Below are 23,665 nucleotides of genomic sequence, written 5' to 3' on the forward strand. Positions count from 1 at the left end.
AAATCATATTATTATTTTAGATAATTACTGAGAAAATGTAAAGTATTTTTATAAAAAGCCCTGCTGACATTATTATGATATACAATAAAATTATACTTATCATAAATCGTTATTTATTGTATTTTTGCTGCTCCTTTATTTCATCCGGTTCTTCATTGAGTTCAACATCTGTTTTTATTAATACCCTTACTATACGTACATTTTCAACTTCTTCAACAAAAAAAACATTCATGGCAAAAAATGCCTGTTGCCCCACTCTAGGTGGCGTATCAACCTTATTAGAAAGCCAGCCACCAATAGTATCGACATTTTCTGCATCTATCTTTATCGATAAAATATTATTGAGTTCAGACAACAACATTCTTCCATCAACAGAATATAAACAATCTCCCTTTTTCTCTATAAAAGGTCGTTCTTCATCAAATTCATCCTGGATTTCCCCGACAATTTCTTCAATAATATCTTCAATAGTAACCATTCCCGCTGTTCCACCATATTCATCTACTACAATTGCCAATTGCACACGATGCTGTTGCATAGTATGCAGCAGATTACTAATAGGCATTGTTTCCGGAACAAATGGCACTGAACGCACAAATGATAACAGTTCTGGCTTTTTTCCTATATATAAAGAACGCAACAGATCTTTTATATGTAAAAATCCAATTATATTATCCTTATTTTCACGACATATGGGGTAGCGTGTAAGATGACATTCTAATGCTGTTTTTATATTCTCGTCTGAAGTATCTTCCAAATATAAACAGACCATATCCGTTCGCGGAATCATTATTTCCCGGACGTTTCTATCAGAAAAATTAAATACATTATCTACAAAAGTCAATTCTGTTTTATTAATATATCCATGTTTATGACTTTCTTCCATTAAAATACGGATTTCATCCTCAGTATGTGCGACTTCCTCTTCTGCTGCCGGTTCAAACCCCAACCTTCTTATGACCCAGTTTGCCACATGATTTAAGAACCATACCGCAGGATACATCATCCTATGAAATATGAGCATTGGTAATGCTATACCCAAAGCAACTGGTTCAACTTTTTGAATTGCCATTGATTTTGGAGCTAACTCACCCAAAACAATATGAAATGCTGTGATAAATATAAATCCTATAATTAAAGAAATAGAATGGCTTAAGGCCACATTTATATTCAGCAGCCGCAATACTGGTTCTATTACTTCTGATATAGCCGGTTCACCAATCCAGCCTAGTCCCAGTGATGCTAAAGTTATACCAAGCTGTGTAACAGACAATGAAGCATCCATATGATCAGTGAGCATTTTAGCATATTTAGCCCGTTTATTACCATTTTGAATAAGGATGTTCAATCGCGTAGTTCTGATTTTTACAATAGCAAATTCAGCAGCAACGAAAAATCCATTCATAAAAACTAAAAAGCAAACTAATGCAAATTTTAGAAGTATAGAAAAAATATCCAATAACCACCTGCGTTAGCAGGTATTCACCTCCACAATATAAATATATTATTAATATATTCAAAACCGGACCGCAAAATCCTTTATTTTCTCAAGTAATATTAAAAAATCATAATTTTTTTCTAAAAACAAATTGCTGAATCAATACCTTATTTTTAAATATTTTATGCATTCCTTAATTGTTCAGTACCGGCTTTTTATCTCTATCATCAAAATTAGCCGTGCAATGAGGATAGTTAGAACAGCTCCAGAAATAACTATTTTTCCCCTTTATTCTTCGCAGAAAACCTTCTTTACAACGCGGGCACAAATACTTTTTGTCCTGTACTGTTTTCTTATGTACAGTTTTCTGCTGATGTATAAGATCCATTGCTGAAATCATACCAACTGAAATATTTGCATTCTCATTTCTTTCATATTGATCTTCCCTTGACTTTTTTGCCACATCAAGATCTGGCCTGCCCTCTTTATCATTACAAGTCATATGACATCTTGGATAATTAGAACAGCCCCAAAAAGAACCATTTTTCCCGTTTCGCTTCAATAAGACTCCCTTATGACAGCGCGGACATATATAATCATTTTGACTCGGAGTCATTACAATATTAGCAGCTTTTTGGCATAAAATTCTCGTAAACCTTATCTGTCCTGCTAAAAAATCTTCCAGTGTTCCTTCTCCGTTAGAAAGACTATTTAAATATTCCTCCCACATTGCTGTAAAATCAGGATATAACAATTCTTCTGGTAAGGAATCCACTAGCATATATGCCATCGCGGTAGGAACAAGGTATTTCTTTTTCCCTTCCGTTGTTAAAAATTTACGTTTTATTAAATCATCTATTATTGACGCCCGTGTAGCTTCCGTTCCGATCCCATATATCGCCCGAAGTTTCTTCTTAACTGCCTCATCTTTCACATATTTATGAATTTCCTTCATACCCGCCAGTAATGTAGACGGCGTAAATCTCACTGGTGGTTTTGTGGCTTTTTTATCCAGTATTGCATCCCGGTATACTGCGTCATCCCCCTTTTTCATCGCAGGAATGACATTCACCTTATTATCTCCCTCATCATTTTTTTTGTTTTCTGATATATATAATTTTTTCCAGCCATATTGTTTTTCAACCCGACCTGTAGTCTGGAACTTTTCCTTTGCAAAACTCACAGTCAATTTTATCTGATTGAATATATGCAGAGGATAAAATTGCGCAATATAACTTTGGGCTATTAAAAAGTAAATATTTTTTTCCATTATCGGCAGCTTAGCTAAATTTACTTTTACCTGTGTTGGTATTATAGCATGATGGGCAGATATTTTCTTGTCATTCCATGCCCTGCTTCGTATTGTAAAATCAGTTTTTTCTGTCCAATCTGCCAGTTCCCTATTGCCGCACAACAATAGATTATGCAGAATAACCTTTGCATCATTAAATTGATTCTGTGGTAGATACTCACAATCAGAACGCGGGTATGTCGTCAATTTTTTCTCATATAGATTTTGGGCTGTATCTAATACCTGCTGTGGCTCATAACCAAAACACCTGCCCGCATAAACCTGCAATGCCGACAATGAAAACGGCAGGGATTGTGCCTCTTTTTTTTCTTGTTTACTGTAAGCAGTTATTATTCCATTTTCCTGCACCCTTTTTAATTTAGCCAGGAGTATTTCAGCTTCTTCTCTGGCAACAAGCCGTCCTTCATAATCAAGTCCCTTTTGTGTTTTACCTGCCTTCCAGTTAGCTGAAAACTGCCCATTTTCATGCTCAAAAATAACTTTTAGAGTGTAGTAATCAACCGGCTTAAAATCTTTTAGCTCTCTTTCCCGTCTAACTACTAAAGCCAGTGTAGGTGTTTTAACACGTCCCACAGGTAAAACCACTTTCATATGTCCCGATCTTCTTGCAGCCAGTGTATAAGCACGTGATAAATTCATTCCTATAAGCCAATCTGCCCTTGCCCGTGCTAATGCTGATTTTTTTAGCGACAGAAATTGTTTATTATCACAAAGCGATGCATTAGCCTTTTTTATGCTTTTTTCATCCAATGCATTTAATAATATTCTTTTAACTGGTTTTTTGTTACCAACAAAATCAAAAATCTCATCGATCAAAAGCTGCCCTTCCCTATCTGGATCTCCTGCATGTACAATTTCATCAGCTTTACTAAGCAAAGATTTTATTATATTAAACTGTTTCTCACAGTTCTTATCTATGACCATCTGCCATTCTTTGGGTATTATCGGCAGATCCTCAGCGCGCCATATTTTATACCTCTTATCATATTCATTTGGCTCAGCCTGGCGTAAAATATGACCAAAAACCCATGTGACAATTCCTCCGGCAGTTTCTAAATATCCATCATGTTTCTTTATTGGACCTGCCAGGCATTTTGCTATTTCATTTCCCATACTAGGCTTTTCCGCAATATATAAACGCAAACTTTCCGCTCCATTTCCCAATTACTTATTTATTGATAATTATTATTAATTATTTTATTGGTATAACACAAATTTTATATATAGTCTAAACTATTTTACCCGTACAATGCAAGCTTTCTTCAATATCATTTTTTAACTTAATTATAAAAAATAAGCATCCTTATATCCATAGAATTAAATATAAGGATGCCCAACTAAATTCATTCATTTTTTATAACTGTGAAAAAATCTTTCCTCATACTCATCGGGATTATTAGAAACCTGTACATAAGCCTCAAAAAGTCTGTCCCACGGAAAGGTAACTTTAACTGATTTTATATGTAAAAAAGGCATATATTCATCAAAAAACTGCTGTGCCATTTCTTTAGCATCAATTTCCGCCGGTTCAGTCTTATCTCCCAGTGCCAATTTAGTTCCTCTTCCTGGAAAAATATTGAGCTGTCTAGCTACCTGTTGTCGTACATTAGCCTGATACATCCAGTCATCAATATATCTTGTGAGCAGAAGTTGGTTTTTATCGGTCTGTTTCATTCTCAAAGATAAAATCCCTTCACCGACTACCCAGCCCGTGCTATTAGTAGCAGTATTCCAACCGGCATATGATGTCAGCTTAAACAATAAGTTCTTTTCCAGCAGTATTTTCATAAGTGCATTATCTGAACCATTAGCATAAGCTATATCACCAACAGCTACTGGAATTTTTCTCTCTATGCAATTTTGAATTTCATTTGCAAAAGACAATGTATTTGCTCTCAGCGCAAACGAATTTACGCTTTCACCTGCTTCATAAGTCCATCCACTCACATTAGTGTTAACTAATACGAGCATTGCTGCCTTATCAACAGCTGTCGTTGGCCTGCCACCAGCAAGATAAATTTCAGAACGCACCGAATCATCTATGGGTTCATCAGAATATGCCGGTATAGTTGCTCCACCATAACCATCCGCATAACCAATTGCCACCAAAGGATTATACTTATTGATTTTGTTTATTGCCCTAGTAAGTAACAGCAGTCCTAATTCATCAACACCTGATATAATTCTGAAATCATTTCTTGACAAATCGTCAGCATCTTCAGCCAAAAGTACACTTTCAGCATGTGTTTGTGAAAACGGTGCACTATCATCGCAACCAAGGGCTAAATAGGATATTATATTATTGCGAATCAATTCCAGCAAAGCTCTGTTGGCTGTGAAATTTTTTTGTCGGCGCTCAAACCAGTCAGCAAAAACAGATCGTGGTATACTGTTTTTTAAGTTATCTAGTCGGGCTTGTTCATCATCTGTCAAAACGGCATTATTGTCTTTATCCAATAATGCCGTATAATTAAAAATACTACTACCGTACTTCTGATAATACTCTGGTTCTTCTGTTCCTGATGCAGCAGCATTTTTAGGCGTCCGCATTATTGAAGAAAAAACATATACTGGCAGCTTGGGGTATTTTCTATGTATTTCTACAAATCGTCCTGCCCGCTGTAAGATGACATTTTTATCAAGTTCATGCTTGCGAGATGCTACAAGACTGCCATATAGCATAGCATCCGATGAAATAACCGCCGCATCTGCTCCCTTGGCATTATCAATTATCCATTCATATAGTCCATCGGGATTGCCATATGTGGTACAATTCCCCAAAAGTTTATCCGGCGGCACTTTTATAACAAACCCAGCTTTTTGTACCACTTGTACTGTCTGCCTATTAGAAATAGGTCTATCATCATGTGGGACGTATAAAATAATTTTTTGTTTGGGTTTCTTCGCTGCTGCGTTTCCACTGCATATTCCTAATACAATTATTCCTACAACAAAAACAGCCAGTATTTTATCCCAATTTTCTACTGACAAATATTTATACAAAAACTCCACCTCAACAATTTAAATTCTCAGGTTATTAGAATACCATAAAAAACGAGAAAAATAAATCACTAAGCCTGTTATCTTTGTTTCATTTGTATTATTATTATTTAGAATAACAAATAATGATAATATTTTACAAAAATTTTTAAATTTATTTTTAAACTTATAATTATTTAAATACTGTCAATCAAGGAGACCATGTTATGTGTAAGAAAAAAATTATTCTCACATGTATTTTAACCATTTTTACTATAATTTTTCTAAATGGCTGCAAAAATCTGCCTAATAACACTTCTTCCGCTCCTGCTGTCACCACATATTCTGACAAATTACCACCAGACATAAACCAACCCCATATTGTCAAGGCAACAGGTACCATTGAAGTTGCCTTCAGCCCCGATGGTGGAGCAGAAAAAGCTATCATCAAAGCGATTAATGCAGCTGAAAAATCAATAAAAGTCCAAGCATATAATTTTACGAATCACAACATTGCCAAGGCATTATTAAAAGCTAAAAAACGTGGTATCGATGTTAAAATTATTCTTGACAAAAGCCAGGAAACAGATAAATATTCCTCTGCTAGATTTTTTGCCAATAACCACATTCCCACCAAAATAGATCATCAATTTTCCATTGCCCATAGTAAAATAATAATTATCGATGATATCAATATTGTTACTGGTTCATACAATTTTACTAAATCTGCGGAAACTAAAAATGCTGAAAATGTACTAATTATTAGAAATAATCCTGAACTAGCTCAGTTGTATGTAAAAAATTGGTTATGGCGTTGGAGCCAAACGCAAAATTATACTTAAAACTATTAACTTATAAATAATATTAATTATATTTTTTTAGGGAGAATTATATGAAATTACTGCTCATTGCCATAAATGCTAAATACATTCACTCATCACTATCTATTAGATATTTAAAAACCTATTGTGATAAATTACCCTGTGAAATAAAACTTACCGAGTTCACTATAAATAACCATCTATTAGAAATTGCTGATCAAATATTTGATGAATTTCCTGATATTCTAGGCATAGATTGCTATATATGGAATATAGAACTCATAAAAAAATTACTACCGCTCATAAAAAAAATGCTGCCACACACAAAAATAATCTGTGGTGGACCGGAAGTTTCATATAAAACAAAAGAATTCATGACAGCTTTTCCCATAGTAGACTATGTTATACGAGGTGAGGGAGAAAAAGTTTTATTTTCATTATTAAAAAATATACTGGCAGATACATCAACAACTGATATTCCCGGACTTGCCCAATATACAGAAGAAAAAACCATTCAGGAAAGTTTTCCTGTAGTTTTAGCAAATTTAAACGAACTGCCTTTTCCTTATACAGACTCAGACATAAAACAATTGGGTGAACGCATAATATATTATGAAAGTTCCCGTGGCTGCCCCTTCTCCTGCAAATACTGCCTTTCCTGTGCTACAAAGGGAGTACGTTACCGCAGCCTTGATAAAGTGCTCAAAGAATTATCCTTCTTTGTCCGACATAACGTTAAACAAGTGAAATTTGTTGACAGAACATTTAATGCCAGCAAAAAACACTTTCTCCCCATATTAGAATTCTTAGCCAAACAAAATTGTCGGACTAATTTTCATTTTGAAGCCGCTATAGACTATCTTGATACAGAAGCATTATCCATACTGCAAAGAATGCCGCCAGGCCGTGTACAGCTCGAAATAGGTATACAATCCACTAATACTGAGACACTACAGCAAATAAACCGTACTAATCACTGGCAAAAAATTGTCAACAATATCAATGCCATAAAATCCTTCGAAAATATTCATATACACGCTGATCTTATAATCGGACTGCCACTTGAAAATATAGTTTCATTTGAAAAATCATTTAATACTGTATACCAATTATATCCTCACATGCTACAGGTTGGCTTTTTAAAACTACTCAAAGGTTCTGCCATGGAAAATTTAGTTAAGCCGCATAGATATAAATTTATGGATACCGCTCCTTATGAAGTTTTAGCAAATAAATACCTATCTGTTAAGGAAATAAGACAATTACGGATATTTGTCGATGTTTTTGAAGTATATTACAATTCCGGCCGTTTTTCCCTTACACTGCAGTATCTTATTAACAAAAATAATTTTAACGCTTTTTCTTTTTTTACCAGCTTAGCTTCTTTTTGGCATATACGCTTACTGGACAAAGCCTCACATTCGCCAAAAGCATTATATAAATATCTTAATGATTTTGCCAGCAATAATAAAAGCTCCTCACCGCAAATACTTGACAATCTGCTTAGATTCGATGCTTTATCCTCAGATCAGGGACATTTTCGTCCTTTATTTTTAAATTGGTCAGAAAAAGATAAGCATAGTACTATTAAAAATTTTTGGAAAAACACACCTGTGGTAAAAAAATATATCACCGCATATGTTTTTGCTGACTGGCGTACTATAAGAAACAACTATCATATAGAATATTTTTCCATTGATATATTGCATTTTGCAGAAACTCATGAAATAATAGACAATCCATGCATAATTTTATTTATATACAATGGACTTTTCGTAAAAAAAATACCAATGAAATCAGGTGACCTAAAATAATTTACTATCCATTTTCTGATTATTTAAAACATCATTATGGTGAAAAAGTATATAAACTTCCTATTGCATTGCCAGTTACCTGTCCCAACCGTGATGGTACGCGCGGCACAAACGGCTGTACTTTTTGCGGTGAAATAGGCGCTGGCTATGAAAATCTGCCTTCTTCTATGACTATATCTGAACAAATTGCCAATAATAAAGCTCATATAGTTCCCAAATACAAGGCCAAAAAATTTATATCTTATCTACAAAATTTTACCAACACATATATGCCTATAGAAAAATTAGTGCAATGTGCCACTGAAGCAGTACAAGACAAAGATATCGTGGCCTTATATATAGCCACCCGGCCCGACTGCATAAGTGAATATTATCTTTCACGGTTAAATGCAATAAAAAAGCAATATAATATTGATATCTGCATCGAACTCGGCTTACAGACAGTCAATTATAAATCCTTAAAAAAAATAAACCGCGGCCATAGTTTAGCTGAATTTATCGATGCCGTTTTACAAATAAAGCAATATAATATGCTGACCTGCGCCCATATCATTTTAGATCTGCCATGGGATGACATGGATGATGTTATTGAAAACGCCAAAATCATGTCGGCATTAAAATTGGACCAAGTAAAATTACATGCCCTTTATATAATAAAAAATACCAAAATGGCTGATGATTATTTACATGATAAAATAAAATTAATATCATTAGACGATTATAAAAAAAGAGTAATAACTTTTCTAGAATATTTATCATCAGATATTGTCCTACAGCGCTTAATCGGGCGGGCACCAGCAGAAAACACCTTATTTTCCAACTGGCATACCGGCTGGTGGAAAATACGCGATGAAATAATTACCGAAATGGAAAAAAATAATTTGTACCAAGGAAAACTATGCAACTATCTTAATGGGCCTGCATTGAAAAAATTTGACCCGTATAATTGATAATAATTCTAAAAAGGTGTATTATAATTGTATGTTATTCTTATTCGCGGTGTATATTTAATATTATAATGCAAGGGAGAGAATACAATGAATAAAAAAATGAAGACAATGGATGGCAATACCGCAGCCGCATATGTCTCATATGCTTTTACTGATATTGCTGCTATCTATCCGATCACTCCGTCTTCCCCTATGGCGGAAGCTGTAGATGAAATGGCTGCGAAAGGTGCTAAAAATCTTTTCGGTCAGAAAGTCAAAGTTGTGGAAATGCAATCTGAAGCAGGTGCCGCAGGAACTGTTCACGGTTCTTTACAATCCGGTGCTTTAACAACAACTTATACAGCATCACAGGGACTTTTACTGATGATTCCTAACATGTATAAAATTTCCGGTGAACTTTTACCAGGTGTATTTCACGTAAGTGCACGTGCATTAGCAACATCTTCACTTAACATATTTGGTGATCACCAGGATGTTATGGCAGTGCGCCAGACCGGTTGTGCAATGCTTGCTGAAAGCAGCGTACAACAAGTAATGGACTTAAGTGCTGTAGCTCATCTCGTTGCCATTAAGGGACGTATTCCCTTTGTGAATTTTTTTGATGGTTTCAGAACATCCCATGAAATTCAAAAAATTGAAGTTATAAATTATGATGATTTAGGAAAATTACTCGACTGGAAAGCAGTAAACGCCTTCCGTCATAATGCCCTTAATCCTGATCACCCTGTTATTCGTGGTACTAACCAAAATCCTGATATTTATTTCCAGGAAAGAGAAGCTGTAAATAAATATTATGATGCTATTCCTGATTTAGTAGAAGAAAGTATGCAGAAAATTTCCAAAATTACTGGACGCGAATATCATCTCTTCAATTATCATGGTGCTCCAGATGCAGATCGCTTAATAATTGCTATGGGATCTGTCTGCGAAACAGCAGCAGAAGCAGTTGATTATTTGAACTCCCAAGGAGAAAAAACAGGTATTCTCACAGTTCATTTATACCGTCCATTCTCAATAAAACATTTACTGAGTTCTATTCCTAAGACTGTTAAAAAAATAGCCGTGCTTGATCGTACTAAAGAACCTGGTGCACACGGCGAACCTTTATATATTGATGTTAAAAATGCTCTTTATGATAGTGATATCCATCCAATAGTTGTAGGCGGACGTTATGGTCTAGGTGGTAAAGATGTCACTCCGGACCATGTTCTTTCTGTTTATGAAGAACTTAAAAAGGCTACACCGAAAAACGACTTTACTATTAGTATTGACGATGATATAACTGGTACATCTTTGGAAAAATATCCTAAGGATCTTGATTTTACACCAGAAGGTACTACTGCCTGCAAATTCTGGGGATTGGGTTCCGATGGTACTGTTGGCGCTAATAAAAGTGCAGTAAAAATTATCGGTGATAATACTGATATGTACGCTCAGGCATATTTTGCTTATGATTCTAAAAAATCAGGCGGGATTACAATGTCACATCTGCGCTTTGGTAAACTGCCCATAAAATCTCCTTATCTCATAAATAAAGCTGATTTTATTTCCTGCTCCCAAGAATCATATGTTCATAAGTATGATTTATTAGCAGGTCTTAAACCTGGTGGTTCATTCCTTCTCAACACACATTGGACAGAAGAAAATTTATCTAATGAACTTCCTGGTTATATGAAACGCTATATCGCCAAAAATAAAATTAATTTCTATGTTGTAAATGCCGTTAAAATTGCGCAGGAATTAGGATTAGGCGGTCGTTTCAATATGGTTATGCAGGCTGCTTTCTTTAAACTTACAAATATTATTCCTATTGAAAAAGCCGTTGGTTATCTAAAAGATGCCATAGTTAAATCATATGGCAAAAAGGGCCAGAATATCGTTGATATGAATAATGGCGCTGTAGATAAGGGTATCGAAGCTGTTGTAAAAATCAACGTACCAGCAGACTGGGCTGATGCACCTGATGAAACTAAAAAAGAAAAACAGGTTCCTGCATTTGTAAAAGACATTCTTGTCCCGATGAATCGTCAAGAAGGCGATAAGCTTCCTGTAAGCACATTCAGTAAGGGAATGGAAGATGGAACTTTCCCAGTAGGAACAGCTGCTTACGAAAAACGTGGCATTGCTATAAATGTACCTGAATGGATCGCTGATAACTGTATCCAGTGTAATCAATGTTCCTTTGTTTGTCCTCATGCTGTAATTCGTCCGGCTCTTTTAACAGAAGAAGAAAAGAACAATGCTCCAGAAGGCATGAAATTCAAACCTGCTATAGGTATGAAGGATATGTATTTCAGTATTGTTATATCTCCTTACGACTGCAGCGGTTGTGGCAACTGTTCACAAATCTGTCCTGCACCAAAAGGAAAAGCATTGGAAATGAAGCCTTTTGACACTCAGGCTCCTAAGCAGCCTACTTTTGATTATGCTGTTGATCCTAAAAAAGTATCACCAAAGAAAAATCCACTTAAAAAGACAACATTAAAGGGCAGTCAGTTCGAAAAACCATTGCTTGAATTCTCCGGTGCATGTGCTGGTTGTGGTGAAACACCTTATGTAAAACTCATTACACAGTTATATGGTGATCGTATGATAGTAGCCAACGCTACAGGTTGTTCTTCAATCTGGGGAGCTGCTGCACCATCAATGCCTTATACTACTAACGTAAAGGGACATGGGCCTGCTTGGGCAAATTCACTGTTCGAAGATAATGCTGAATTTGGTTTTGGTATGCATCTTGGCAGCAAGGCTGTACGTGACACCTTGGCGTCTAATATGAAGGATGCCATTGCCAACGGTGTAAGTGCACAATTAAAGACTGCTATGGAAGAATGGCTGGAAAAAATCGATGACGGCGAAGGTACGCGTGATCGTGCAGATATTTTAACAGCCCTTTTAGAAAAGGAAAAAGGTTCTAATGAATTACTCAATAGAATCTATGATCAGAAAGACTTTTTTGTAAGACGCTCCCAATGGATCTTCGGCGGTGATGGCTGGGCCTATGATATCGGCTACGGTGGACTTGATCATGTTCTTGCTTCTGGTGAAGATGTCAATGTTTTAGTTATGGATACTGAAGTATACTCCAATACTGGCGGCCAATCCTCTAAATCAACTCCGACGGCAGCAATTGCTCAATTTGCTGCTACTGGTAAAAAAACAAAGAAAAAAGATCTTGGTATGATGGCAATGTCCTATGGTTATGTATATGTTGCCCAGATTAATATGGGTGCTGATAAAAACCAGACACTAAAAGCTATTGTCGAAGCTGAAAGTTATAAAGGACCTTCCTTAATTATTGCTTATGCACCATGCATAAATCATGGTATAAAAATTGGTATGGGTAAGAGTCAAATAGAATCAAAACGTGCTGTAGAAGCGGGATACTGGGCTAATTATCGCTATAATCCAGCATTACGCGGCAGTGAAAAGAATCCATTTAGTCTTGATTCCAAAGAACCTACTGCTAATTTCCGGGAATTTTTAATGGGTGAGGTTCGTTACAACTCATTAAAACGAGGTTTCCCTGATAAAGCTGATGCTTTATTTGAAAAAACAGAACAGGATGCTAAAGAACGTTTGGCAGGCTATAAAAAATTAGCTGGTAAATAAGAATAAATTTATCATCTGGAAAAAAATCCCCTGTGATAGTAACCTATCACAGGGGATTTTAAAGTATTATGAAACTCTAATACTCAAAGCAAGAAATAAATCTAATATAACAATAACATATTAATTATGTTGATTTTAAAATAATAGAAAAGATATCGCTGCCAGCCAGAAATAACTGGCAGCGATATCTTTTCTATTATTATATTCTTTTATACTTTTTTAAAGTCTCCAACGCCGCATGCTGCTCAGCTTCCTTTTTGCTATTGCCATCGCCAAGGCCCTCTACAGCACCATCAACAATTGCAGCAAAACGAAATTGCCTCGCATGTGCAGGTCCAATTTCCGAAATAAGCTCATATTCAATATGTTTATTTTCACTTTGAACTATTTCCTGCAAAATTGTCTTATAATCTTTTAGATTATAGCCTTTTTCAACAGCTATAAAATCATCATGCAGTTTATCTAAAATATATTTATAAGCAGTATCCCATCCCTGATCAAGATAAATAGCTCCAATAATAGATTCAAAAGCATCTGCTAAAATTGACGGTCGGGTACTCCCCCCACTTAGCCGCTCACCTTTTCCCAATAAAAGATATTGTCCCACTTCCAGCTTAGCCGACAAACGTGCTAGTGTAGTTTCACAAACTACACTAGCACGTGCCTTTGTCATTTCACCTTCAGGCATTTCAGGATATTTATTAAATAAATAAGAACTGGATGCCAGTTCTAAAACAGCATCACCTAAAAATTCCAATCTTTCATTATGGATAATAGAATTTTTAGCTTCATTAGCATAGGAAGTATGTGTAAGAGCAGTATCTAGTAAAGCTATATCATTAAAATCCACACCAAGACACGAAGATAACGTTAGTAATTTTTCCTTGCGTTTCTTTGAAATATTCATTACAAAACCTGATTTATTTAAATTTTTTCAGAAGAATAGCTGCATTATGTCCACCAAATCCCAATGAATCAGAAATAGCTGCATTAATGATTTTTTTGCGTGAAACATTAGGAACATAATCCAAATCCAATTCTTCATCTGGTGTATCCAGATTTATGGTTGCCGGCATAATATCATGTTTAACAGCTAAGGCTGTTGCTATACATTCGATACCGCCAGCAGCTCCCAATAAATGACCGATCATGGATTTAATAGAACTTACTGATAATTTATAAGCATGTACACCAAAAGCTTTTTTAATAGCTGCTGTTTCTGTTTTTTCATTTAGCTGTGTGGAAGTACCATGGGCATTTATATAATCAATATCTTCCATCTGTAGGCCAGCATCCTTTACCGCCAAAGTAAAGCATCTTGCCGGCTGTCTTGCTTCTGGATCAGGACTAGTAATATGATAAGCATCCGAAGTTGATGCGTAACCACCGACTTCTGCATATATTTCAGCACCACGAGCCAATGCATGTTCCAAACTTTCCAGAATAACAATTCCCGCTCCTTCGCCCATAATAAAACCGCTGCGATTCTTATCGAATGGGCGAGATGCTTTTTCTGGATTATCATTCATATCTGTGCATAACGCCTTCATCGATGCAAATCCTGCTACCGGCAACGGTGAAATACATGCTTCTGTCCCTCCCGCAACCATCACATCAGCTTCTCCTCTTTCAATGACACGCATAGCATCGCCAATTGCATTAGTTCCTGTTGCACATGCTGTAATAGGGCAACAGCTGGGTCCGTGCAGATCAAACGTAATAGACGTCTGCCCTGTAGCCATATTAGCAATCATCATCGGCACGCAGAAAGGACTTACACGATTAGGTCCTTTTTCCAATATTACCTTATATTGTTCATGCATAGTTTCTATACCGCCAATACCAGTTCCGATGAAAACACCTATACGATCTTTATCTTCTTTTACTAAATCTATAGCCGCATCTTCAAAAGCTAATTTTGTAGCAGCAATGGCAAACTGTGTGTAACGATCCATACGTCTTGCCTTTTTTTTATCTATAAAATCATCTGATTCAAAATCCTTAACTTCAGCAGCAATCTGTGCCTTAAAATCAGTAGCATCAAAGCGTGTAATCTTACCTATGCCTGATTTCCCGGCTAATAACCCTTTCCAAAATTTATCTTTGCCAATACCAATAGGCGTAACTGCACCTAGACCGGTAATAACTACTCTATTTGCCAAAATAATATTACACCTCACATTTAATTTGCTTCGGCAGCTTGTTGTTTCAGCCGCGCAAATATTTCTTTTACTGGCAATATTTCCTTTATCTTATGGATATATTCCCCCGCAAAAACCAAACCGGTTTCAACATCCCCCTGTTGAGCCCGTTCCAACGCTTTTATGATGCAAAAATTATGTTTGCAATTTTTCAAACAGTTATCACAATGCTTTATTGGAACAGGTCCTTGCATTATTCTTTCTGAAAATGGATTACGCACAGCACGACCGGGAAGTCCTACTGGACTGCGTATCACAACTATATCGTCCGGTGCTGCTTTCAAATAAAATTCTTTTAAGGCTGGAGCTGCATTTGATTCTTCGCTTGCAGCAAACCTTGAACCCATTTGAACACCATTAGCACCCATATTTATAAAATCAACAATATCTTGACCGGTAAGTACTCCACCTGCTGCAACAATTGGTAAATCAACAGCAGCACGAATTTCAGGAATAAGTTTCTTTATAGATACTGTTGTTCCTAAATGACCTCCTGCTTCTGTTCCTTCCACAACCACAGCAGACGCACCAAGATTTTGAGAAATTTTCGCTAGTTTAGCAGAAGATACAATTGGAACAATAGGTGTACCAGATTCTCTGCCTATACCAAACATATCACGAGAAAATCCTGCCCCTGCAACAACTAAATCAATACCTTCTTTAATAGCTGTTTTCATTAATTCACTAAATTTTTTCGCAGCTACCATTACATTGATACCAATAATTCCAGATGTTAAAGAACGTGCTAAGCGAATTTCATACCGTAATTCGTCATTTGTCATACCGGATGCAGCGATTAAACCAATACCGCCTTCATTTGCCACTGCTGCAGCAAGACGTGCTGTCGAAAGTCTTATCGCCATGCCGCCTTGAATAACCGGTACTTTTGCGATTTTATCGCCAATCTTAAGCTCCGGAAGCTTCAAAATAACTCCTCCTATCAATTTCGCTTTTATCAGCTTAGAAAGAATTTACTAAATACCTTATATTGGATTAGTGACATTATATCCAATATAAGGTATTTATTGAATATAATGCCACTCTATAAACAAAGGCCCATCTAAACTAACTAAGAATCTTATTTATGCTGTTCTATATAGGTTACAACATCTTGGACAGTTTTGATTTTTTCAGCAGCTTCATCAGGAATTTCAATACTGAATTCTTCTTCAAAAGCCATAATCAATTCAACAATATCCAGTGAATCAGCACCTAGATCATCAATAAATGTAGAATTAATATTGACGTCATCAGCTTCAACTCCTAATTGTTCTACAACAATGTCTTTAACTTTTTCGAATGTTGACATATGTTGCTCACCTCCTCCCATAAAATATATTATTACATGACCATGCCACCATCAACATTTATAACTTGTCCTGTTATGTAGGCCGCTTTATCAGAAACCAAGAACAATACTGCGTTAGCAACATCTTCTGGTTTTCCCATTTTTTTTAACGGTATATTATTTAATATATCTTCCTTAGCTTTATCTGGAATTACTGCTGTCATATCTGTGGCTATAAATCCAGGGGCAACAGCATTAACTGTTATTCCACGTGCTGCTAGTTCACGTGCTATTGATTTAGTAAAACCAATGACTCCGGCTTTTGCTGCTGCATAATTTGACTGGCCTATATTTCCCGTCAAACCGACAACAGAAGCCATATTTATTATACATCCGGTACGCTTCTTTATCATCAATTTAGAAACTACTTTGGTGCAGTTGAATACACCTGTTAAGTTCGTATTGATGACACGTTCCCAATCCTGCTGCTTCATCCTAAGAAGCAAAGTATCACAGGTTATCCCTGCATTATTAACCAATATATCGACAGTACCAAATGTATCAACAACAATTTTTAGCATTTCATCTACAGATGTACTATCAGAAACATCAGCTTTAACAAGAACAGCCTTGCTGCCCAGTCCTTCTATTTCCTGTTTTACTGATTCAGCCGCTTTCACATTTCCTGCATAGTTTATTGCTATAAAGGCTCCTTCTTTAGCCAATGCTAAAGCAATAGCACGACCTATACCACGGGAAGCACCTGTGACTAATGCCACCTTACCTTCTAACAGCATTTTAGCGGACCTCCTGAAAATAATCAAGCGTTTTTTGCAATGACGCAATATTTTCTACGTTTAAGGACTTTAAATCTTTATCAATGCGACGATTAAAACCGCATAAAACTTTTCCTGGGCCTGCTTCTACATAGACATCAGCACCAAAATTCTTCATAGAATTTATACAATCTTCCCATTTTACAGGACTTGACGCCTGTTTTATCAAACTTTCTTTTATGTCAGCAGCCTTTGTCAAGGCTTTACCCGTAACATTAGCAACTACTGGAATCACTGCATCATGAATTTCTATTTTATCTAGCTCCACAGCTAATTTTTTTGCTGCAGGTTCCATAAGTCTGCTATGAAACGGTGCACTTACCGGTAAATTCACACATTTTTTAGCACCAGCAGTTTTTAATTTTTCAACGGCTATACCAACACCTTCGGTCGTACCTGCAATAACTACCTGTCCAGGACAATTAAAGTTAACCGCCTGTACCAATGCTTTATTTTTGGTAATATCTTCACAAATATCGATAATAATATTTCTATCAAGCCCGATCACAGCTGCCATTCCACCCTGTCCTACAGGAACAGCTTCCTGCATAAAAGAACCACGTCTGTTAACTAAATATACAGCATCAGCAAATTTTAATGCTCCGGCTGCAACTAATGCGGAATATTCTCCCAGACTATGTCCACCTGTAATTTCCGGTTTTATTCCGTGTTCTTGAAGTATTGTTGCTGCAATAACACTAACAGTCAATATTGCCGGCTGGGTATTTGCCGTTAATTTCAAATCTTCTTCAGGACCATTAAAACACATGTCCATTATAGAATAGCCTAAAGATTTATCTGCTTCCTTAAATATTTTTTTAGCAACATCGTAATTATCGAAAAATTCTTTTCCCATTCCGACAGTCTGCGATCCCTGTCCAGGAAAAATAAATGCAAGTTTATTCATAATGAACTAATCCTTCTTTCATTACCCTACTTAAATTAAAATATTTATTATTTACAATTATTTTTTATATTTTCCAGTGCTGGCTGAACCTCAGCTATTATATCAGCAATAATGCTCTTTACGGGCTTTATTTCATTGAGCATGCCGCTTATCTGCCCTATCATTACAGACCCATTTTCGACATCACCTTTATGTGTAGCTAGATTTAGCTTACCTGCTCCAAGTTTTTCTAATTCACTGACATCAACTTTTGCTTTTTCCAATTCCTGAAATTTACGTGTCAGCCTATTAGTAAGTACACGCACAGGATGCCCTGTTGCACGTCCTGTCACCACAGTAGAACGATCTCTGGCCTTTAATACCATTTTCTTATAATTTTCATGAGCAATACATTCGTTAGAAAGGACAAATCTAGTTCCCATCTGTACTCCTGATGCTCCAAGAGAAAAAGCGGCCAAAACGCCTCTTGCATCACCAATACCACCGGCAGCAATAACAGGAACATCTATCGCATCAACAATCTGAGGAACTAAAGACATTGTCGTAATTTCCCCTATATGACCGCCGCTTTCCAGACCTTCAGCAATAACAGCATCCACTCCAGTGCGTACTAATCTTTTAGCTAATGCTACAGATGCCACAACTGGAATAACTTTGCTTCCTATTTTCTTTAAAGCAGGAATATATTCGCCCGGATTACCAGCACCAGTAGTAACAACAGGAACTTTTTCTTCTAATACTACCTGCATAACTTCCTTAACAAAAGGCGACATAAGCATTATATTTACGCCAAATGGTTTTTGGGTCCAGTTTTTAGTTTTCTTAATTTCTATACGCAGTAAATCAGGGGGCATATGGCCCGCACCAATTATTCCAAGGCCGCCAGCATTAGATACAGCTGAAGCCAGTTCAGATGTTCCTATCCAAGCCATACCACCCTGAAATATCGGATATTTTATGCCAAGTAATTTACATAATCTATTGTTCTCAAACATATTATTCCTCCCTAGCCCACTTAAGAATACAGGACGCCCACGTTAGCCCTGCACCAAATCCAGAAAAAGCTAGTATATCCCCTTTTTTGAATTTCTTATTATGAGCCGCTTCAGCTAAGGCAATGGGAATAGATGCCGCAGATGTATTGCCATATTTATCTATATTTACAATAACTTTATTCATGGGTAAGCGTAGACGTTTAGCACCAGTTTTTATTATTCGGATATTTGCCTGATGCGGCACCAGCCAATCTATATCCTCTTTTTCCATATCTGCTTTCTTTAACGATCTTAATATAGTTTCTCCCATGACTTTAACAGAAAAGCGATAAACTTCTTTACCATTCATATGCAAATAATGCATTCTTTCCTTTACAGTTTCTTCTGACGCAGGATTCAGGCTGCCTCCTGCTGGTATATTTATATACTCACTGCCGGAACCATCAGCTCCAAGTTCAAAGGAAAGCATTCCATAACCTTTTTCCACTTGGCCATAAACAGCTGCTCCTGCCCCATCAGCAAATATGACACAGGTGTTACGATCTTGCCAATCAACAAATTTTGATAAAGCCTCCGCTCCAATTACCAGTACTTTTTTATATACACCTGTTTCAATAAATTGTGCTGCTACTGAAGATGCATATATAAATCCAGAACAAGCTGCCGTCAAATCAAATGCTGCGGCATTTCTAGCCCCCAGTCTGTCTTGTAGCACACAAGCCACAGAAGGTACTACTCTATCAGGCGTGATCGTCGCTACTATTATCAAATCCAGTTCTTCAGGCTGGATATTTGCATCTTCCAATGCCATTTGAGCTGCTTTAAAAGCCAAATGCGAGGTAGCTATGTCCCTAGATACTATACGCCGTTCATGTATTCCAGTTCGCTCTACTATCCAGTCATCACTAGTATTGACCATTTTTTCCAGATCAAAATTAGTTAATTTTTTTTCTGGTACACAAAAACCTGTGCCAAGTATACCGGCGCTATTTTTCTCTGTCATTAGCCAGCATCTCCTCTTTCTGTATATTTTCCCGTATGCGACTCACAACATCCTGTTTTATATATTCACAAGCCACACCAATAGCGCTTTTGATTGCTTTTTTATTTGAACTTCCATGTGCTATTATATAACATCCATTAACACCTAGTAAAGGTGCACCACCATACTCGGCATAATCAATTTTTTGGGCAAATTTCTTTAATGCCGGAGATAATAATAGTGCTCCCAACTTTGCCATCATGCCACTCTTAATTATAGTTTCCCGCATGAGTTTCATCAATGTTTTTGCTAATCCCTCAGCAAACTTCAATACAATATTGCCAACGAATCCATCACAAACAACAACATCGAAATTACCATTTGTAATATCGCGTCCTTCAGCATTTCCCTTAAAGTTGATAGTACTCATGTTTTCCAATAATGGATATGTATTAAGAACCTGTTCATTACCTTTTGTTGCTTCTTCACCAATGTTTAAAAGTCCAACACGCGGATTCTTAGTCCCAAAAACACATTCACTATATACTGAACCCATAATCGCACTTTGCAAAAGATGCTTTGGTTTACTATCTACATTAGCCCCAGAATCCATAAGCAGGGTAACGCCATGTCCGGTGGGGATAGGAGTAGCTATTGTCGGCCTGTCGATCCCCGGTATACGTCCTAAGGTAAACAGTGCCGATGTAACTGCAGCACCTGTACTTCCTGCTGAAATAACTGCATCACAATCACCATTTTTAACGAGTTGCGCTGCAACTACTAACGAAGAGTCCTTCTTTTTGCGTACAGCAGCAACAGGATGCTCACCCATCTCTATGACTTCAGTTGCATGATGTACAGAAATTCGTAATTTATTCCAGTCAGCAACTTTATTTAATTCATTATATATGCTTGCCTGATTACCGACAAGTACTATTTCGCAATCAAAATTTCGGGCAGCATCAATCGCGCCAGCGACTATTTGTTCAGGAGCATAATCTCCACCCATTGCATCTAGCGCTATCTTCATGTCCAGCCTCCCTATTGCCTGTCAAAATATGATATTTAGAAACTTTAAATCATCGTTTTGTTATTATACTGGCTTTAATATAAAATATCAAGTAGAAAGCTATAATTTAGACATAATATAAAAAACATCATTATGTTTTTTATAGATATAACATCTTAGTATTGTTTTAATAAATAGCATTTATGAATTTTACTAAATTATGCATAAAAAATAATGAGCAAGATATAGACAATTATACCTTGCTCATTAAAATTATTATTCCGCAGAAATTACTTCCTTACCATCATAATATCCACATTCTGTGCAAACATGATGCGGCATTTTAGGTTCATGACATTGTGGACATGATACATAGCCCGGAGTTTCTAATTTCCAATTAGCACGGCGCTTATCACGGCGAGCTTTAGACATTTTACGCTTTGGTACTGCCATCAAAAACACCTCCTTAAAAAACCAATAGTGACGCATGCACCCTAAATACTTAATAACAGCAAAAAGAAAAGCACCTTTTACAGTTACTACTGTACTTTCCCTCTATGAACTGCTATTTTAAGCTGCGATGATTATTTATCATCATACTTTACAATAAGGAAACCCATCACATTAGTCAAACTAATCTTTTTCTAGCAGTTTTTTTAATACCATCAAACGAGGATCTATCACTGTGTTATCACAAGAACATCTATGTTTATTTAAATTTGTACCACACTTGGGACACAAACCCTTGCAATCCGGTCTACACAAATTAATTATTGGTTGACCAACAATTACAATATCATGTATTAAATCAGTGATATCAATAAAATCTCCGCTGAAGATATTCACATCTTTTTGATTTTCAATCGACTTTTTAGCATAAATCTCATCAAAATTGTGAACTTGATTTTCTGTAACCTCTTCTAAGCAGCGATCACATACAAAATGCCTTCGGCATTTTACACTGCCTTGTAAATGATATCCGGCACCTGTGTTTTCAGCTATACCGCCTACTTTTATCATGCCGTCAATACGATAATTATTAGTAGGAAAATCAAATTTGCCAGCAGGTATATCAAAAGCAAATTCGTATCTCCTGCCACTGGTATTGTTTACATCAGATAACTTTATTCTCATCATATGATAACGACCTCAATTTATTATAGCTGGCACTATATATTTTGTCAAATTAGTTTTAAAAAAACTTTTTTAAGATTTTTTTATTTAAATATACTATAATAATAAAGTTATTATAGTATATTTAGAAAGGATTTTTCATGAAAATATGTGGCATTATTGCAGAATTTAACCCTTTTCACAATGGACATAAATATTTACTTGATACTATGCGCAAACAACAGCCTAATAGTGTATTTGTTGTAGCTATGAGTGGAAATTTTACTCAACGTGGAGAAGCTGCTCTCTTCGATAAATGGCATAGAGCTAAAATGGCTGTATTAGGAGGTGCTGATCTGGTAATAGAACTTCCGTCTGTCTTTGTCATAAGAAGTGCTGAAGCTTTTGGCCATGGGGCAGTAAATTTATTCCAAAAACTAAATTGCATAGATAATATATGTTTTGGCAGTGAAAACGCCGATATCACTATTTTAAACAAAATTGCGGCTCTTCTAGACACTCCTTTGCTACTTCATACTTTGCTGCCACCAAAATTAAAAAAAGGACTTCCTTATGCAGCAGCTATAGCAGAAATTATAAGCCAGTATATCCCCCAGGCCGCTACATTATTAAAGGAACCCAATATAATCTTAGCTGTAGAATATTTAAGAGCAATGCATCAGTTAGAAACCACTTTTACTCCCATCGCTATAAAAAGAAAAACAGCGCATCATAATGATACAAAGTTAAACGGAGAAATTTCTAGTGCTACAGCTATCAGAAATATTCTCCTCAATCATTTTGAAAAACATATGGAAGTCAAACAATCTGTCCCTGAAATCTGCTATGATTATATGATAAAGATCTTAAAGTCCTCCAATGATATAGCCCGACTGAATAGATTGTCACGTGTATTACTTGCCAAACTACGTCTTAGTAACATCAAAACTCTCACTGACTATCCAGGGGTAACCAACGGTTTGGAATATAAGCTGCTTCACAGTGCTGTTTCTGGTAAAAGCATTGATGATATAATGTCCAGTTTAAAAAGCAAACACTATCATCACAGCCGTTTGAGTAGAAGTTTGCTTTATATTCTTATGCATATGAATACAACTGTTTTATCCTATTTTGACAAGATAGGTCCCTGCTATGCTCGTGTGCTTGCTTTCAACAAAAATGGTAGGAAAATACTACGAAAAATAAACAGCCAGGCAACAATTCCCGTCGTATTAAAGACCACCCATTTTTTATCACAGAAGTGCTTGTGGCAATCTCCTGAAACTGATTTACAGCAAATGCTTTCATATGACATAGCAGCCACTGATTTATATGGATTGTGTTTTCAAAACATCCAAAATGGCGGTAGGGACTTTTATACTTCACCTATATACATTTCTTAAAATTT

At 36.2% G+C, this 23,665-nt stretch carries 19 protein-coding genes; 5 read left to right on the plus strand and 14 right to left on the minus strand.

Translation table 11 applies throughout. From position 1 onward, the window contains the following. Window positions 1-109 precede the first annotated feature (109 nt). From I6760_RS00085 to I6760_RS00095, 3 genes are all read right to left on the minus strand, one after another. Entirely contained in the window at window positions 110-1,459 is a 1,350-nt protein-coding gene (locus I6760_RS00085) for a hemolysin family protein (protein WP_196592503.1), read from the minus strand. Between the two features lie 172 nt (window positions 1,460-1,631). After that, window positions 1,632-3,893, minus strand: a complete 2,262-nt coding sequence (locus I6760_RS00090) for a DNA topoisomerase 3 (RefSeq protein WP_196592504.1) — start codon at window positions 3,891-3,893, stop codon at window positions 1,632-1,634. Window positions 3,894-4,097: 204 nt separating this feature from the next. Further along, on the minus strand, window positions 4,098-5,753 hold the full coding sequence (locus tag I6760_RS00095; protein ID WP_196592505.1) for a DUF4127 family protein: 1,656 nt from the start codon (window positions 5,751-5,753) through the stop codon (window positions 4,098-4,100). Window positions 5,754-5,956: 203 nt separating this feature from the next. Here I6760_RS00095 and I6760_RS00100 point away from each other — a divergent pair, with 203 nt between their 5' ends. The 4 genes from I6760_RS00100 (at window position 5,957) to nifJ (ending at window position 12,926) form a co-directional block, all read left to right on the plus strand. Beyond that, complete coding sequence (locus I6760_RS00100; protein WP_196592506.1) at window positions 5,957-6,571, plus strand: phospholipase D family nuclease; 615 nt, start codon at window positions 5,957-5,959, stop codon at window positions 6,569-6,571. A 50-nt stretch (window positions 6,572-6,621) separates the two neighbouring features. Next, window positions 6,622-8,364 (plus strand): B12-binding domain-containing radical SAM protein, encoded by a 1,743-nt coding sequence (locus I6760_RS00105; protein ID WP_196592507.1) that lies wholly within the window; start codon window positions 6,622-6,624, stop codon window positions 8,362-8,364. Further along, window positions 8,361-9,314 carry a TIGR01212 family radical SAM protein gene (locus I6760_RS00110; protein ID WP_196594694.1) on the plus strand — a complete coding sequence of 318 codons (954 nt, stop codon included), beginning with the start codon at window positions 8,361-8,363 and terminating at the stop codon, window positions 9,312-9,314. The genes I6760_RS00105 and I6760_RS00110 overlap by 4 nt, the downstream gene beginning before the upstream one ends. A gap of 87 nt (window positions 9,315-9,401) precedes the next feature. Next, window positions 9,402-12,926 carry a pyruvate:ferredoxin (flavodoxin) oxidoreductase gene (gene nifJ, locus I6760_RS00115; protein ID WP_196592508.1) on the plus strand — a complete coding sequence of 1,175 codons (3,525 nt, stop codon included), beginning with the start codon at window positions 9,402-9,404 and terminating at the stop codon, window positions 12,924-12,926. Window positions 12,927-13,125: 199 nt separating this feature from the next. On the opposite strand, the gene rnc is transcribed toward nifJ, so the two are convergent. The 11 genes from rnc to I6760_RS00170 form a co-directional block, all read right to left on the minus strand. Next, window positions 13,126-13,833, minus strand: coding sequence for a ribonuclease III (gene rnc, locus I6760_RS00120; RefSeq protein WP_196592509.1), 708 nt, complete (start codon window positions 13,831-13,833; stop codon window positions 13,126-13,128). Between the two features lie 13 nt (window positions 13,834-13,846). Further along, window positions 13,847-15,088, minus strand: a complete 1,242-nt coding sequence (gene fabF, locus I6760_RS00125) for a beta-ketoacyl-ACP synthase II (protein WP_196592510.1) — start codon at window positions 15,086-15,088, stop codon at window positions 13,847-13,849. A gap of 20 nt (window positions 15,089-15,108) precedes the next feature. Continuing rightward, on the minus strand, window positions 15,109-16,053 hold the full coding sequence (locus I6760_RS00130; protein ID WP_196592511.1) for an NAD(P)H-dependent flavin oxidoreductase: 945 nt from the start codon (window positions 16,051-16,053) through the stop codon (window positions 15,109-15,111). Between the two features lie 152 nt (window positions 16,054-16,205). Continuing rightward, window positions 16,206-16,436 carry an acyl carrier protein gene (locus tag I6760_RS00135; protein WP_196592512.1) on the minus strand — a complete coding sequence of 77 codons (231 nt, stop codon included), beginning with the start codon at window positions 16,434-16,436 and terminating at the stop codon, window positions 16,206-16,208. A 32-nt stretch (window positions 16,437-16,468) separates the two neighbouring features. Then, on the minus strand, window positions 16,469-17,212 hold the full coding sequence (fabG, locus tag I6760_RS00140) for a 3-oxoacyl-[acyl-carrier-protein] reductase (protein WP_196592513.1): 744 nt from the start codon (window positions 17,210-17,212) through the stop codon (window positions 16,469-16,471). Between the two features lies 1 nt (window position 17,213). Beyond that, a complete protein-coding gene (fabD, locus tag I6760_RS00145; protein WP_196592514.1) occupies window positions 17,214-18,158 on the minus strand; it encodes an ACP S-malonyltransferase in 945 nt (314 codons plus the stop codon). A gap of 47 nt (window positions 18,159-18,205) precedes the next feature. Further along, entirely contained in the window at window positions 18,206-19,153 is a 948-nt protein-coding gene (fabK, locus tag I6760_RS00150) for an enoyl-[acyl-carrier-protein] reductase FabK (protein ID WP_196592515.1), read from the minus strand. A gap of 1 nt (window position 19,154) precedes the next feature. Then, entirely contained in the window at window positions 19,155-20,156 is a 1,002-nt protein-coding gene (locus I6760_RS00155) for a beta-ketoacyl-ACP synthase III (RefSeq protein ID WP_196592516.1), read from the minus strand. Then, window positions 20,140-21,165 (minus strand): phosphate acyltransferase PlsX, encoded by a 1,026-nt coding sequence (plsX, locus tag I6760_RS00160; RefSeq protein WP_196592517.1) that lies wholly within the window; start codon window positions 21,163-21,165, stop codon window positions 20,140-20,142. The genes I6760_RS00155 and plsX overlap by 17 nt, the downstream gene beginning before the upstream one ends. Window positions 21,166-21,420: 255 nt before the next feature. Next, window positions 21,421-21,597, minus strand: coding sequence for a 50S ribosomal protein L32 (rpmF, locus tag I6760_RS00165; RefSeq protein ID WP_196592518.1), 177 nt, complete (start codon window positions 21,595-21,597; stop codon window positions 21,421-21,423). A 180-nt stretch (window positions 21,598-21,777) separates the two neighbouring features. Then, window positions 21,778-22,281 carry a YceD family protein gene (locus I6760_RS00170; RefSeq protein ID WP_196592519.1) on the minus strand — a complete coding sequence of 168 codons (504 nt, stop codon included), beginning with the start codon at window positions 22,279-22,281 and terminating at the stop codon, window positions 21,778-21,780. Between the two features lie 137 nt (window positions 22,282-22,418). Between I6760_RS00170 and I6760_RS00175 the strand changes: the two genes are divergently transcribed. Then, window positions 22,419-23,660 carry a tRNA(Met) cytidine acetate ligase gene (locus I6760_RS00175; RefSeq protein WP_196592520.1) on the plus strand — a complete coding sequence of 414 codons (1,242 nt, stop codon included), beginning with the start codon at window positions 22,419-22,421 and terminating at the stop codon, window positions 23,658-23,660. Window positions 23,661-23,665 lie beyond the last annotated feature (5 nt).

Origin of the sequence: Pectinatus sottacetonis (assembly GCF_015732155.1) — a bacterium.
Taxonomy (GTDB): domain Bacteria; phylum Bacillota; class Negativicutes; order Selenomonadales; family Selenomonadaceae; genus Pectinatus; species Pectinatus sottacetonis.

Excerpts from the sequence above, each read along its gene's own strand:
- I6760_RS00105 (WP_196592507.1), top strand. The coding sequence starts at position 6,622 with ATGAAATTACTGCTCATTGCCATAAATGCTAAATACATTCACTCATCA.
- rnc (WP_196592509.1), bottom strand. The coding sequence starts at position 13,833 with ATGAATATTTCAAAGAAACGCAAGGAAAAATTACTAACGTTATCTTCG.
- nifJ (WP_196592508.1), top strand. The coding sequence starts at position 9,402 with ATGAATAAAAAAATGAAGACAATGGATGGCAATACCGCAGCCGCATAT.
- I6760_RS00100 (WP_196592506.1), top strand. The coding sequence starts at position 5,957 with ATGTGTAAGAAAAAAATTATTCTCACATGTATTTTAACCATTTTTACT.
- I6760_RS00175 (WP_196592520.1), top strand. The coding sequence starts at position 22,419 with ATGAAAATATGTGGCATTATTGCAGAATTTAACCCTTTTCACAATGGA.
- fabG (WP_196592513.1), bottom strand. The coding sequence starts at position 17,212 with ATGCTGTTAGAAGGTAAGGTGGCATTAGTCACAGGTGCTTCCCGTGGT.
- plsX (WP_196592517.1), bottom strand. The coding sequence starts at position 21,165 with ATGAAGATAGCGCTAGATGCAATGGGTGGAGATTATGCTCCTGAACAA.
- I6760_RS00135 (WP_196592512.1), bottom strand. The coding sequence starts at position 16,436 with ATGTCAACATTCGAAAAAGTTAAAGACATTGTTGTAGAACAATTAGGA.
- rpmF (WP_196592518.1), bottom strand. The coding sequence starts at position 21,597 with ATGGCAGTACCAAAGCGTAAAATGTCTAAAGCTCGCCGTGATAAGCGC.
- I6760_RS00155 (WP_196592516.1), bottom strand. The coding sequence starts at position 20,156 with ATGACAGAGAAAAATAGCGCCGGTATACTTGGCACAGGTTTTTGTGTA.
- I6760_RS00170 (WP_196592519.1), bottom strand. The coding sequence starts at position 22,281 with ATGATGAGAATAAAGTTATCTGATGTAAACAATACCAGTGGCAGGAGA.
- fabD (WP_196592514.1), bottom strand. The coding sequence starts at position 18,158 with ATGAATAAACTTGCATTTATTTTTCCTGGACAGGGATCGCAGACTGTC.
- fabK (WP_196592515.1), bottom strand. The coding sequence starts at position 19,153 with ATGTTTGAGAACAATAGATTATGTAAATTACTTGGCATAAAATATCCG.